Origin of the sequence: Pseudomonas sp. D8002, from assembly GCF_013385695.1 — a bacterium.
In the GTDB taxonomy this organism is placed as follows: Bacteria; Pseudomonadota; Gammaproteobacteria; order Pseudomonadales; family Pseudomonadaceae; genus Aquipseudomonas.
The window spans coordinates 192940-207265 of record NZ_JACAPM010000049.1 but is presented as its reverse complement, the minus strand read 5'-3'; the positions used below and the strand labels follow the sequence as shown (position 1 = coordinate 207265).

The following is a 14326-nucleotide window of genomic DNA, read 5'->3' as shown; positions in this document are numbered from 1 at the left end:
GGTATGTTGAGGCGGATATTTCCCCGTCTCTGTGCTAGTTTTGCCCCGTCTTACGCGCAGTCTGGGCGTTAAGCGTGCATTCAGCATTTGTCAGGTCGAACCAAACCCGGTTTCAGGTATCTATAACCCCGATCTTCGTGGTTATAGCCCTTGGGTGCCAGGCCTTGATGGCAGGGCTCGATGGCTGACACTGCACTCTGCAATCCAAATGAATTTGATAGGGAAGGAACACCACAATGGCTATTACTAAAGACCAACTGATCGCTGATCTGGCTGAAGCTGTAGACGCACCGAAAACCACCGTGCGTGCTCTGCTGGACCAACTGAGCCAGATCGTTGCTGATCAGCTGGAAAACGGCGGCGAAATCACTCTGCCAGGCGTTGGCAAACTGAAAGTGACCGAGCGTCCTGCCCGTACTGGCCGTAACCCTTCGACTGGCGCTGCCATCGAAATCGCTGCCAAGAAAGTTATCAAGCTGGTTGTGGCCAAAGGCCTGACCGACGCTGTTAACAAGTAAGACGCAGCAAAAAAAACCGTGCTCCGGAGCGATCCGGGCACGGTTTTTTGTTGCCTGCGATTTATCAGTCCTTACGGGCCCAACGCTGGCGCCACACCTGTTGCTCGCTCGGGGTCTGGAACGTCCAGGCGACGAAGCGGCTCTGCTTCTGGCCCTGGGACATCTCTACCACCTGGCTTTCCAGCACACCGGCCTTTTTCAGCGCTGTCTGAATCGCCGGCAGGTTCGACGCTTTCGACACCAGCGTGCTGAACCACAGCACCTTGTGCTGGAAATGCGCGCTTTCAGCGATCAGTTGCGTCACGAACCGCGCTTCACCGCCTTCACACCACAATTCCGCCGACTGGCCACCGAAGTTCAGCACCGGTAGCTTGCGTTTCGGATCAGCCTTGCCCAGTGCTCGCCATTTACGTTCGCTGCCCTTGGTCGCTTCATCCATGGACGCGTGGAAGGGCGGGTTGCACATGGTCAGGTCAAACCGCTCGCCTGGCTCCAGCAAGCCCAGCAGGATCTGCTTGGGGTTGGTTTGCTGGCGCAGCTGGATGGCCTTGTTCAGCCCGTTGGACTGCACGATCGCCTTGGCGGCGGCCACGGCGGTCGGGTCGACTTCCGAGCCGAGGAAGTTCCAGCGGTACTCGCTGTAGCCAATCAACGGATAGACGCAGTTGGCGCCCATGCCGATGTCCAGCACCTTCACCGGCGCGCCACGGGGGATCACGCCTTCGTTGACGCTGGCCAGCAGGTCGGCGAGGAAGTGCACGTAGTCGGCACGCCCCGGTACCGGTGGGCACAGGTAGTCAGCCGGGATGTCCCAGTGATTGATGCCGTAGAACGCCTTGAGCAACGCCCGGTTGAACACCCGCACCGCGTCTGGGCTGGCAAAGTCGATGCTTTCCTTGCCGTACGGGTTGATGATCACGAATTGCGCCAGTTCGGGCGTGGTCTTGATCAGCGCCTGGAAGTCGTAACGGCCCTGGTGGCGGTTACGCGGGTGCAAGGTGGCCTCTTTGCGCGGAACGACGGGCTTGGCCGGCGTACTGGATTTTGGCTTCTTGCGCGGTGCTTTGGGTGTGCTGGGGGCGGTCATGGGCTGCGTCGATTCTGCGTTTGTTTCAAAAGTGGCGGGTATTGTCACACATTCCTTGGTCGAACTCGGTCAAATGTGGGAGCTGGCTTGCCTGCGACGCAGGTGACTCGGTGTATCTGCCAGACCGAGGCGATGCCATTGCAGGCAAGCCAGCTCCCAAATTGGTCGGGTTTCCAAAGAGAAATAGCGGTGTTTTTCCAAGCAAAAAAAAGAGACCCGAAGGTCTCTTTTTCCGCACGGGCAGCCTCTTACAGGCTGGAAATCCGTGCGTGTTGCTCCGCCAGCTTGCCCAAAGCCTGTTCAGCTTCAGCCAGTTTGGCGCGTTCTTTCTCGATCACTTCAGCCGGAGCCTTGTCGACGAACGCCGCGTTGGACAGCTTGCCGCCCACCCGCTGCACTTCGCCTTGCAGGCGCAGGATTTCCTTGTCCAGGCGCGCCAGTTCGGCACCCTTGTCGATCAGGCCGGCCATCGGCACCAGCACTTCCATCTCGCCCACCAGTGCGGTGGCGGACAGCGGTGCTTCTTCGCCAGCGGCCAATACGGTGATCGACTCCAGCTTCGCCAGCTTCTTGAGCAGCGCGTCGTTCTCGGTGAGGCGACGCAGGTCTTCGCTGCTGGCGTTCTTCACGAACACGGCCAGTGGCTTGCCCGGACCGATATTCATCTCGGCGCGGATGTTGCGTGTACCCATCATCAGGGTCTTGAGCCACTCGATATCGCTTTCGGCCGCCTCATCAATGCGGGCGTCGTTGGCCACCGGCCAAGGTTGCAGCATGATGGTCTTGCCGTCTTTGCCCGCCAGCGGCGCGATGCGCTGCCAGATTTCTTCGGTGATGAAGGGCATGAACGGATGCGCCAGGCGCAACGCCACTTCCAGCACGCGTACCAGGGTTTGACGGGTGCCGCGCTGACGTTCGATCGGCGAGTTCTCGTCCCACAGCACGGGCTTGGACAGTTCCAGGTACCAGTCGCAATACTGGTTCCAGATGAACTCGTACAGGGCCTGCGCCGCCAGGTCGAAGCGGAACTGGTCGAGTTGACGGGTCACTTCGGCTTCGGTGCGCTGCAGCTGGGAGATGATCCAGCGGTCCGCCAGGGACAGCTCGATGGCCTCGCCGTTCTGGCCGCAGTCTTCGCCTTTATCCAGCACGTAGCGCGCGGCATTCCAGATCTTGTTGCAGAAGTTGCGATAGCCTTCGACGCGGCCCATGTCGAACTTGATGTCGCGACCGGTTGACGCCAGCGAGCAGAAGGTAAAGCGCAGGGCGTCGGTGCCGTAGCTGGCGATGCCATCGGCGAACTCGTCGCGGGTCTGCTTCTCGATCTTCTTCGCCAGTTTCGGCTGCATCAGGCCCGAGGTGCGTTTCTGCACCAGGGTTTCCAGGTCGATGCCGTCGATGATGTCCAGCGGGTCCAGGACGTTGCCCTTGGACTTGGACATCTTCTGGCCCTGGCCATCACGCACCAGGCCGTGCACGTACACGGTCTTGAACGGTACCTGCGGGGTGCCGTCTTCGTTCTTCACCAAGTGCATGGTGAGCATGATCATCCGGGCAACCCAGAAGAAAATGATGTCGAAGCCGGTGACCAGCACGTCGGTGGAATGGAATTTCTTCAGGAATTCGGTCTGTTGCGGCCAGCCGAGGGTGGAGAACGTCCACAGGCCCGAGCTGAACCAGGTGTCCAGTACGTCGTTGTCCTGTTGCAGCGCCACGTCCGCGCCAAGGTTGTGCTTGGCACGGACTTCGGCTTCGTCGCGGCCCACGTAGACCTTGCCCGACTCGTCGTACCAGGCCGGAATCCGGTGGCCCCACCACAGCTGGCGGCTGATGCACCAATCCTGGATGTCACGCATCCACGAGAAGTACATGTTTTCGTACTGTTTCGGCACGAACGCGATGCGGCCGTCTTCCACGGCAGCGATCGCCGGCTCAGCCAGCGGCTTGGTGGACACGTACCACTGGTCGGTCAGCCAGGGCTCGATGATGGTGCCGGAGCGGTCGCCCTTCGGCACTTTCAGGCCGTGGTCGTCAACGCTTACCAGCAGGCCGGCGGCGTCGAAGGCGGCAACGATCTGCTTGCGCGCTTCGAAACGGTCGAGGCCGGCGTATTCAGCCGGGATCTTGCCGTCGATGCTCTCGTTCAGCGTGCCGTCGAGGTTGAATACCTGGCAGGCTGGCAGAACAGCGGCGTTTTTGTCGAAGATGTTCAGCAGCGGCAGGTTATGGCGCTTGCCAACTTCATAGTCGTTGAAATCGTGGGCCGGGGTGATTTTCACGCAGCCGGTGCCGAATTCAGGGTCGCAGTAGTCATCCGCGATAATCGGGATGCGACGGCCAACCAGCGGCAGCTCGACGAACTTGCCGATCAGCGCCTGGTAGCGCTCATCGTTCGGGTTGACCGCGACGGCGGCGTCGCCAAGCATGGTTTCCGGACGGGTGGTGGCGACGATCAGGTAATCATTGCCTTCGGCGGTCTTGGCGCCGTCAGCCAACGGGTACTTGAGGTTCCACAGGAAACCTTTCTCGTCGTGGTTTTCCACTTCAAGGTCGGAAATCGCCGTGTGCAGCTTGGTGTCCCAGTTGACCAGGCGCTTGCCGCGGTAGATCAGGCCGTCTTCATGCAGGCGCACGAAGGCTTCCTTCACGGCTTCCGACAGGCCGTCGTCCATGGTGAAGCGCTCGCGGCTCCAGTCGACGGACGAGCCCAGGCGACGGATCTGACGGCTGATATTGCCGCCGGACTGATCCTTCCATTCCCAGATTTTCTCGAGGAATTTCTCGCGGCCCAGGTCGTGACGGTTCTGGCCGGTGGCTTCCAGTTGGCGCTCCACCAGCATCTGGGTGGCGATACCGGCGTGGTCTGTACCTGGCTGCCATAGGGTATTGCGACCCTGCATGCGGCGGAAACGAATCAGGGCATCCATGATCGCATTGTTGAAGCCATGGCCCATGTGCAGGCTGCCAGTGACGTTCGGTGGCGGAATCATGATGGTGTAGGCATCGCCCGCGCCTTGCGGAGCGAAATAATTCTCGGACTCCCAGGTCTGGTACCAGGAAGTTTCAATAGCGTGCGGCTGGTAGGTCTTATCCATGCGCGGCGGGACCCTAGTTGGCATTAATTCAGGAAAGCCGACAAGTATAACGGGGGATAGGGGAGAGGGGTAGGAGCGAGCTTGCTCGCGAAAAACCTGAGGGCGGCGCGTTCATTCAGGATGTACGCGTTATCGTTCACGCCCTTCGCGAGCAAGCCCGCTCCCACAGGGGATATGTGTCAGCCTTAGTTCTGGTACTGGCTCAACAACCGCTCCATGCGCGCATCCAGCCGGCGCTTGATCTCGGTTTCGATATGCGGGGCAAAATCGTCGATCACGTCTTGCATGATCAGTTGCGCGGCGGCGCGCAGTTCGTTGTCCAGGTGCAGCAGCAGGGCGTCGGGGGCTTTTTCGGCGGCAGGTACGGCAACAGCCGCAGCCGGCGCAGCTTGCACCGCGGGCGTTTCGACAGGTTCCGGCGTAACCGGCTTGCCACCCACCATATCGAACAGCAGGGGAATTTGTACGTCACCGTTGACCGAATCGGTCAGCAATGGCGGTTGCAGGTCATCATCACCGAGCAGCTTGCGGATCGACTCAAGGTCATCCAGCAGGTGGTCAGAGTCTTTTAGCGGGTTTGGAGTGTCCATCGTGTGCTCAAAGTCGTTGTAGCCGGTGATCTTGCAGAGAATAGCCCTGTTCGCGGTAGAAACGGAAACTCTCCCGCGCGGCCTGACGAATAGCCGGGTCTTCCACCACCACTTCCGCCACGCGGGCGAAACCCTTGGCGAAGGCCGGTACTTTCAGGTCAAGGTTGACCAGCAGGTCTGTGTGATCGCCGCAGCTGTCGCCCAAACCCAGTACTACCAGGCCTTCCGGTTCTGATTCGGCGGGACCGTGGGGCACGAAGCTTTCGCCCTTGAAGCGCCACAGGCGGGCGTCGAGGTCGTCACGCTGGGCGGCATCGCTGCAATGCAGGTAGATACGGTGGCCCATGCGCCAGGCTTTTTCGGTGAGCTTGCAGGCAAAGTCCAGGCGCGCGGAAGGATCGGCGCTGGGCAATATATAGAAGTCGACTTGGGTCATTGCGGTTCCTGAGCCCCGGGCGGCTTTACAAGCGCCCGGGGATCTTCATTTTCAGGCTTTGGCGCGGTCCAGCAGGTACTGGGTCAGCAATGGAACCGGACGGCCAGTGGCGCCCTTGTCCTTGCCGCCGCTGGTCCAGGCGGTGCCGGCGATGTCCAGGTGGGCCCAGTTGAAGTTCTTGGCGAAACGCGACAGGAAGCACGCCGCAGTGATGGTGCCGGCTTTCGGGCCGCCAATGTTGGCGATGTCGGCGAACGGGCTGTCCAGCTGTTCCTGGTACTCATCGAACAGCGGCAGTTGCCAGGCGCGGTCGTCGGCAGCCTGGCCGGCGCTGAGCAGTTGGCCGATCAGTTCGTCGCTGTTGCCCAGCAGGCCCGACGTGTGGGCGCCCAGGGCAACTACGCAGGCACCGGTCAGGGTGGCGATGTCGATCACGGCTTGCGGCTTGAAGCGCTCGGCGTAGGTCAGGGCGTCGCACAGCACCAGGCGGCCTTCGGCGTCGGTGTTGAGGATTTCCACGGTCTGGCCGCTGAGGGTGGTGACGATGTCGCCCGGACGGGTCGCGCCGCCGCTCGGCATGTTCTCGGCGCAGGCCAGGATGCACACCAGGTTGATCGGCAGCTTGAGTTCCAGCACGGCACGCAGGGTGCCGAACACGCTGGCGGCGCCGCCCATGTCGTACTTCATCTCGTCCATGCCCAGGCCCGGCTTGAGGCTGATGCCGCCGGTGTCGAAGGTGATGCCTTTACCGACCAGGGCAAATGGCTTCTCGGACTTCTTGCCGCCGTTGTATTGCATCACGATCAGGCGTGGCGGCTGGTCGCTGCCCTGGCCCACGGCATAGAACGAGCCCATGCCCAGTTCCTTGATCTTCTTCTCATCCAGGACTTCGACTTTCAGGCCCTTGAATTCCTTGCCCAGCGCCTTGGCTTGCTCGCCCAGGTAGGTTGGGTGGCAGATGTTCGGTGGCAGGTTGCCCAGGTCACGGGTGAACGCCATGCCGCCGGCGATGGCCTGGGCGTGGGTCACGGCGCGTTCGACTTCAGCCTGGGCCGCCTTGATGGTCAGCAGGGTGACTTTCTTCAGGGCGCGGGGTTCGGCCTTGGTGCTCTTGAACTGGTCGAAGACGTAGCCGCCGTCCAGCAGGCTTTCGGCCAGCAGGCGGGTCTTGCCGTAGCTGTCGCGGCCCTTGACCACGACTTCGTCCAGCGCCAGGGCCGCGTCGGTGCCGCCCAGGCCCTTGAGGGTGTTGAGGATGCCGGCGATGATCTTGCGGAACGGACGGTCGCCCAGTTCGGCGTCTTTACCAACGCCCACCAGCAATACGCGGTCGGCTTTAAGGTTAGGCAGGCTTTGCAGCAGCAGGCTTTGGCCGACCTTGCCGGCCAGGTCGCCGCGCTTGAGGACTGCGCTGATGGCGCCGCCGCTCAGTTCGTCCAGTTGCTTGGCGGCAACGCCGAGCTTGCGGCCTTCGCCGACAGCGACCACGAGGGTGGCGGTTTTCAACGTTTCGGGGCTAACGCTTTTTACAACCAGTTCCATTTTCGGGTCCCTTATAAAGGTCAGTGAGCCAGGAGTCTGTACTCCGGCTTGTAAGCTTGGCAGCCTGTAGGCCGCCCGCGACAAAGGCCGCAGTTTGAACCTCGCCGCCCGAGCCTGACAACCCTTGCGGGCAGCTTTGTGCACGCGTATGAGCAAGCTCCGTGACAGGTGCGGTCAATCACAGGATAATGCGCCATCTTTTTAGCCGGCCTGCAGCAATGGGTCGACTCGATATGCTTGCTTGTTTGGCCGCCTTAGCCTGACAACCCTGGAGTGTCTGGTTTGATCGTCTTCCGTTATCTATCCCGCGAAGTCCTGTTGACCCTGAGTGCCGTGAGTGCGGTATTGCTGGTCATCATCATGAGTGGTCGCTTCGTCAAATACCTCGCCCAGGCTGCCTCGGGTGCCCTGGATCCGGGTTCGCTGTTCCTGATCATGGGCTTTCGCCTGCCGGGCTTCCTGCAGTTGATCCTGCCATTGGGCCTGTTTCTCGGGATTCTGCTGGCCTACGGCCGCTTGTACCTTGAAAGCGAAATGACCGTGTTGTCGGCCACCGGCATGAGCCAGCAACGTTTGCTGGCCATGACCATGGTTCCGGCCACCGGTATCGCGCTGGTGGTGGCCTGGCTGAGCTTGAGCCTGGCACCCCAGGGCGCCCTGCAGTTCCAGCTGGTGCTGAACAAACAGGACGCCATGACCGAATTCGACACCCTGGAGCCGGGCCGCTTCCAAGCGCTCAACGACGGCACCCGGGTGACCTATACCGAGCAAATGTCGGATGACCGTGCCAACCTGGGAGGGGTGTTCATCTCCCAGAAAAACCTCGGCCAGAACCAGAAAGACCGTGGTATTTCGATTCTGGTGGCCGACAAGGGGCGCCAGGAAGTGCGTCCGGATGGCAGCCGTTACCTGATCCTGGAAGATGGCTATCGCTATGACGGGAGCCCCGGTCAGGCCGATTACCGCGCAATCAAGTACGACACCTATGGCGTGATGCTGGCCCGGCCGGATGTCAGCGATGAGGTCACCGACCGCGACGCGATCCCGACCCCAGACCTGATCGGCAGCAAGGAACTGCGTTCGATCGCCGAGCTGCAATGGCGGATTTCCCTGCCGTTGCTGGTGTTTATCGTGACCTTGATGGCCGTGCCGCTGTCCCGGGTCAACCCGCGCCAGGGCCGCTTCCTCAAGCTGCTGCCGGCGATCCTGCTTTATATGGCTTACCTGACCATCCTGATTTCCGCCCGCGGCTCCCTGGAGAAGGGCAAACTGCCGCCGGCCCTTGGGTTGTGGTGGGTCCACGGGGTCTTCCTGGCCATTGGCCTGGGGCTGCTTTATTGGGAACCGATGCGGTTGAAGATGCGGAGTCGTCGCAGCGTGAAGGAGATGGCCCGTGGTTAAGCTCGACCGCTACATTGGTAGCAGCGTCCTGGTCGCAATCCTTGCGGTATTGGGCATTATTCTGGGGCTGGCCTCGTTGTTCGCCTTCATTGATGAAGTCGGCAACGTCAGCGATACCTACACCGTTACAGACGTCCTGAGCTACGTGGCGCTGACGGCTCCCCGTCGCCTGTACGACATGATGCCGATGGCTGCGCTGATCGGCTGCCTGATCGGCCTGGGCAGCCTGGCCAGCAACAGCGAGCTGACCATCATGCGCGCGGCGGGTGTTTCCATCGGTCGCATCGTGTGGGCGGTCATGAAGCCCATGCTGTTGCTGATGGTGGTCAGCGTGCTGATCGGTGAATACGTGGCGCCTCCAGCCGAGTCCACGGCCCAGGCCAATCGTGCCCTGGCCCAGGGTTCGGGCGATGCCCAGAGCTCCAAGCATGGCCTGTGGCACCGCCAGGGTGAGGAGTTTATCCACATCAACGCCGTGCAGCCGGGTGGCTTGCTGGTGGGTGTCACCCGCTACCACTTCGACAAGGAACGTCACTTGCTGTCGTCGAGCTTCGCCAAACGTGCGCAGTACGCCGACGAAAAGTGGCAATTGAGCGATGTGACCACCACCTATTTCCGTGATATCGGCAAGGGTGCGGCATCGACCACCGAAGTGATCAATGTGCCGACGGAGCAGTGGGATATTTCCCTCAAGCCCGAATTGCTGAATACCGTGGTGATGATCCCGGAAAGCCTGCCTATCTCCGGCCTGTGGGGGTATATCCATTACCTCAAGGACCAGGGCTTGAACAACGGCCGTTACTGGCTGGCGTTTTGGGTCAAGGTGTTGCAGCCGGTGGTGACGGCTGCGCTGGTGCTGATGGCGATCTCGTTCATCTTTGGCCCGTTGCGTTCCGTGACCCTCGGCCAGCGCGTGTTTACCGGCGTACTGGTGGGTTTCACCTTCCGTATCGCCCAGGACCTGCTGGGGCCGTCCAGCCTGGTATTCGGTTTCTCGCCGCTGTTTGCGGTGCTGGTGCCGACCGCCATCTGCGCCGTGGCCGGCTTCTGGCTGTTGCGTCGGGCCGGTTGAGCCCGCGCTTATGAAAAAAAATGCCCCGTTCGAACGACCGGGGCATTTTTGTTCTTGGTCGCCATGGATGACGTCTGGTCTGCGCATCAGGTACAATTCCCGGCTATTTTTCAGCGGGCAGTCTGCCTGCAGCCTTTTTGAGTGTTGATCCGTGAGTGATTTGAGTCATATCCGCAATTTCTCCATCATCGCCCACATTGACCATGGCAAGTCGACGCTGGCCGATCGATTCATCCAGATGTGCGGCGGCCTTGCCGAGCGTGAAATGGAAGCCCAGGTGCTGGACTCCATGGACCTCGAGCGCGAGCGCGGGATCACCATCAAGGCCCACAGCGTAACCCTGTACTACACCGCCAAAGACGGTATCAAGTACCAGCTCAACTTCATCGACACCCCGGGCCACGTCGACTTCACCTATGAAGTCAGCCGTTCCCTGGCGGCCTGCGAAGGTGCGTTGCTGGTAGTGGATGCGGGCCAGGGCGTTGAAGCCCAGTCCGTGGCCAACTGCTACACCGCCATCGAGCAAGGCCTGGAGGTGATGCCGGTGCTGAACAAGATCGACCTGCCACAGGCCGATCCGGACCGCGTCAAGGAAGAGATCGAGAAGATCATCGGCATTGACGCCACCGACGCCGTCGAGTGCAGCGCCAAGACCGGCCTGGGCGTCGACGAGGTGCTCGAGCGCCTGGTCAAGACCATTCCAGCCCCCACCGGCAACTACGAGGATCCGCTGCAAGCGTTGATCATCGACTCCTGGTTCGACAACTACCTGGGCGTTGTTTCCCTGGTACGCGTACGCCACGGCCGTGTGAAGAAGGGCGACAAGATCCTGGTCAAGTCCACCGGCAAGATCCACCTGGTGGACAGCGTCGGTGTATTCAACCCGAAGCACACGGCTACCACTGATCTGAAAGCCGGCGAAGTAGGCTTCATCATCGCCGGTATCAAGGACATCCACGGTGCACCGGTAGGTGACACACTGACCTTGAGCTCCACCCCTGACGTCGACGTGCTGCCGGGCTTCAAACGCATCCAGCCGCAGGTTTACGCTGGCCTGTTCCCGGTCAGCTCCGACGACTTCGAGGACTTCCGCGAAGCCCTGCAGAAGCTGACCCTCAACGACTCGTCGTTGCAGTACACCCCGGAAAGCTCCGACGCCCTGGGGTTCGGCTTTCGCTGCGGGTTCCTGGGCATGCTGCACATGGAAATCATCCAGGAGCGCCTCGAGCGCGAATACGACCTGGACCTGATCACCACCGCGCCGACGGTTATTTTTGAGCTGGCGCTGAAAACCGGTGAAACGATTTACGTCGACAACCCGTCCAAGCTTCCGGATCTGTCTTCCATCGAAGACATGCGCGAACCGATCGTGCGGGCCAATATTCTTGTGCCGCAAGAGCATCTGGGCAACGTCATTACCCTGTGTATCGAAAAGCGTGGCGTACAGCACGACATGCTGTTCCTCGGTACCCAGGTGCAAGTGACCTACGATTTGCCGATGAACGAAGTGGTCCTGGACTTCTTCGACCGTCTCAAATCCACCAGCCGCGGCTATGCTTCGCTGGATTACCATTTTGACCGTTACCAATCAGCTAATCTGGTGAAGCTGGATGTACTGATCAACGGCGACAAGGTGGATGCCCTGGCGCTGATCGTGCACAAGGACAACGCGCACTACAAAGGTCGCCAGTTGACCGAAAAGATGAAAGAACTGATTCCGCGCCAGATGTTCGACGTTGCGATCCAGGCCGCCATTGGCGGGCAGATCATTGCACGGACTTCCGTCAAGGCACTCAGAAAGAACGTACTGGCCAAATGCTATGGCGGCGACGTCAGCCGTAAGCGCAAGCTGCTCGAGAAGCAAAAGGCCGGTAAAAAACGCATGAAGCAAGTGGGTAACGTGGAAATTCCACAAGAAGCCTTCCTTGCGGTGCTCAGGTTGGATAGTTAGGTCCTATGTCACTAAATTTCCCGCTGTTGCTGGTCATCGCCGTTGCCGTTTGCGGTCTATTGGCGTTGCTCGATCTGGTGTTCTTCGCCCCGCGTCGCCGGGCAGCCATCGCGTCCTATCAGGGCAGCGTCAGCCAGCCCGATGTGGCGGTGATCGAGAAACTGAACAAAGAGCCGATGCTGGTTGAATACGGCAAGTCGTTCTTCCCGGTGTTGTTCATCGTGCTGGTGCTGCGTTCGTTCCTGGTGGAACCGTTTCAGATCCCTTCGGGCTCGATGAAACCTACCCTGGACGTGGGCGACTTCATCCTGGTGAACAAGTTTTCCTACGGGATCCGCTTGCCGGTGATCGACAAGAAAGTGATCGAGATCGGTGACCCGCAGCGCGGCGATGTGATGGTGTTTCGCTACCCAAGCGACCCGAACGTCAACTACATCAAGCGCGTAGTGGGCCTGCCGGGCGACGTGATTCGCTACACCAGCGACAAGCGCCTGTTCGTCAACGGCGAGTCGGTGGCAGAAAAACTGATCGGCTCCGAGCCGAACACCCTGGGCAGCGCCGAGCTGTACCAGGAAAAACTCGGGGCGGTAGAGCACGAAATCCGCAAGGAGATGAGCCGCTACCGTTCGCCGCCTGACAACCAGTGGACAGTGCCTGCCGGGCACTACTTCATGATGGGCGACAACCGCGATAACTCCAACGACAGCCGCTACTGGGATGACCCGAATATTCCCAAGGACCTGCTGGGCATGGTCCCCGACCAGAATATCGTCGGCAAGGCCTTCGCGGTCTGGATGAGTTGGCCGGAACCCAAGCTCAGCCACCTGCCGAACTTCTCGCGGGTCGGGCTGATCAAGTAATCCATGCGGCGCTGTGAACACAGCGCCGAATGCTTTTCTGGGGCTTGGACAAAACCAGGCCCCATGCAGCAACCACCAGGATTTGAATTTGAACACAGCGTTAATCGTCGCAGGCCACCGGTGCCTCGAACTGAATGTGGGTAAACCGTGAGCGTTTCTCTAAGCCGTCTCGAGCGCCAGCTCGGCTACACCTTCAAGGATCAGGAATTGATGATCCTTGCCCTCACACACCGCAGTTTTGCCGGGCGCAACAACGAGCGCCTGGAATTCCTCGGTGATGCCATCCTCAATTTCGTCGCCGGCGAAGCCCTGTTCAATCGCTTCCCGCTGGCCCGCGAAGGCCAGTTGTCGCGCTTGCGTGCGCGCCTGGTGAAAGGCGAGACCCTGGCTGTACTGGCCCGTGGTTTCGACCTGGGTGATTACCTGCGCCTGGGCTCCGGCGAGCTGAAGAGCGGCGGTTTCCGTCGCGAGTCGATCCTGGCCGACGCCCTTGAGGCACTGATCGGCGCGATCTACCTCGACGCGGGCATGGAAGCGGCCAAAGAGCGCGTCGTCGCCTGGCTGTCGACCGAAATCGAAAGCCTGACGCTGGTAGACACCAACAAAGATCCAAAGACCCGCCTGCAGGAATTCCTGCAGTCCCGTGGTTGCGACCTGCCGCGTTACGAAGTGGTGGATATCCAGGGTGAGCCGCATTGCCGAGTCTTCTTCGTCGAATGCGAAATCACCTTACTGAATGAAAAAAGCCGAGGTCAGGGTGTGAGCCGTCGTATTGCCGAACAGGTAGCGGCCGCTGCAGCACTGATTGCCCTGGGCGTGGAGAATGGCCATGACTGATTCAACCGCAACTCGCTGTGGCTATGTTGCCATCGTCGGCCGTCCGAACGTGGGCAAGTCCACGTTGCTGAACCACATCCTGGGACAGAAGCTGGCGATCACCTCGCGCAAGCCCCAGACCACCCGCCACAACATGCTGGGCATCAAGACCGAAGGCGCCGTACAGGCTGTCTACGTTGATACCCCGGGCATGCACAAAGGCGGCGAAAAGGCCCTCAACCGCTACATGAACAAAACCGCTTCGGCAGCGTTGAAAGACGTCGACGTGGTGATCTTCGTGGTCGACCGTACCAAGTGGACCGACGAAGACCAGATGGTTCTGGAGCGCGTGCAGTACGTCACCGGCCCGTTGATCGTCGCGTTGAACAAGACTGACCGCATCGAAGACAAGGCCGAGCTGATGCCGCACCTGAGCTGGCTGCAGGAACAACTGCCGAACGCCCAGATCATGCCGATCTCGGCCCAGCACGGGCACAACCTTGAAGCCCTGGAACGTGTGATTGCTGGCTACCTGCCGGAGAACGAACACTTCTTCCCGGAAGACCAGATCACCGACCGCAGCAGCCGTTTCCTCGCCGCCGAACTGGTACGCGAGAAAATCATGCGCCAGATGGGTGCCGAGCTGCCGTACCAGATCACCGTCGAAATCGAAGAGTTCAAGCAGCAGGGCAAGACTCTGCATATCCATGCGTTGATCCTCGTTGAGCGTGACGGCCAGAAGAAAATCATCATTGGCGACAAGGGCGAGCGCATCAAGCGCATCGGCACCGAAGCGCGCAAGGACATGGAATTGCTGTTTGATTCGAAGATCATGCTCAACCTGTGGGTGAAGGTTAAGGGTGGTTGGTCCGATGATGAGCGCGCGTTGCGTTCGTTGGGTTACGGCGACCTGTAACAGGTCTCCGGAACACCGCAGGACAAATGTGGGAGCGGGCTT

At 60.3% G+C, this 14326-nt stretch carries 12 protein-coding genes; 7 read left to right on the top strand and 5 right to left on the bottom strand.

The features are described from left to right. The first annotated feature begins 236 nt into the window (after window positions 1-236). Window positions 237-518, top strand: coding sequence for an HU family DNA-binding protein (locus tag HX807_RS26965; protein WP_003212743.1), 282 nt, complete (start codon window positions 237-239; stop codon window positions 516-518). Between the two features lie 64 nt (window positions 519-582). On the opposite strand, the gene rlmF is transcribed toward HX807_RS26965, so the two are convergent. From rlmF to HX807_RS26940, 5 genes are all read right to left on the bottom strand, one after another. Continuing rightward, entirely contained in the window at window positions 583-1605 is a 1023-nt protein-coding gene (rlmF, locus tag HX807_RS26960; RefSeq protein WP_003212741.1) for a 23S rRNA (adenine(1618)-N(6))-methyltransferase RlmF, read from the bottom strand. 248 nt (window positions 1606-1853) lie between these two features. Continuing rightward, complete coding sequence (locus HX807_RS26955; protein ID WP_177051619.1) at window positions 1854-4700, bottom strand: valine--tRNA ligase; 2847 nt, start codon at window positions 4698-4700, stop codon at window positions 1854-1856. Between the two features lie 185 nt (window positions 4701-4885). Next, window positions 4886-5290, bottom strand: coding sequence for a DNA polymerase III subunit chi (locus HX807_RS26950; protein ID WP_177008183.1), 405 nt, complete (start codon window positions 5288-5290; stop codon window positions 4886-4888). Between the two features lie 7 nt (window positions 5291-5297). Beyond that, window positions 5298-5726, bottom strand: coding sequence for a DNA polymerase III subunit chi (locus HX807_RS26945; RefSeq protein WP_102605183.1), 429 nt, complete (start codon window positions 5724-5726; stop codon window positions 5298-5300). A gap of 51 nt (window positions 5727-5777) precedes the next feature. After that, window positions 5778-7268 (bottom strand): leucyl aminopeptidase, encoded by a 1491-nt coding sequence (locus HX807_RS26940; RefSeq protein WP_003210444.1) that lies wholly within the window; start codon window positions 7266-7268, stop codon window positions 5778-5780. A gap of 282 nt (window positions 7269-7550) precedes the next feature. Here HX807_RS26940 and lptF point away from each other — a divergent pair, with 282 nt between their 5' ends. From lptF to era, 6 genes are all read left to right on the top strand, one after another. Then, entirely contained in the window at window positions 7551-8669 is a 1119-nt protein-coding gene (gene lptF, locus HX807_RS26935) for an LPS export ABC transporter permease LptF (RefSeq protein ID WP_008438514.1), read from the top strand. Next, a complete protein-coding gene (gene lptG / locus HX807_RS26930; RefSeq protein WP_003210440.1) occupies window positions 8662-9741 on the top strand; it encodes an LPS export ABC transporter permease LptG in 1080 nt (359 codons plus the stop codon). Before lptF ends, lptG begins: the two co-directional genes overlap by 8 nt. 151 nt (window positions 9742-9892) lie before the next feature. Beyond that, the gene (gene lepA / locus HX807_RS26925) at window positions 9893-11692 is read left to right on the top strand and encodes a translation elongation factor 4 (protein ID WP_003210439.1); all 1800 of its coding nucleotides are present in this window, start codon (window positions 9893-9895) and stop codon (window positions 11690-11692) included. Window positions 11693-11697: 5 nt separating this feature from the next. Then, window positions 11698-12552, top strand: coding sequence for a signal peptidase I (lepB, locus tag HX807_RS26920; protein ID WP_003210437.1), 855 nt, complete (start codon window positions 11698-11700; stop codon window positions 12550-12552). A 147-nt stretch (window positions 12553-12699) separates the two neighbouring features. Next, window positions 12700-13389 carry a ribonuclease III gene (rnc, locus tag HX807_RS26915; protein ID WP_003210434.1) on the top strand — a complete coding sequence of 230 codons (690 nt, stop codon included), beginning with the start codon at window positions 12700-12702 and terminating at the stop codon, window positions 13387-13389. After that, window positions 13382-14284, top strand: coding sequence for a GTPase Era (gene era, locus HX807_RS26910; RefSeq protein WP_003210432.1), 903 nt, complete (start codon window positions 13382-13384; stop codon window positions 14282-14284). Before rnc ends, era begins: the two co-directional genes overlap by 8 nt. Window positions 14285-14326 lie beyond the last annotated feature (42 nt).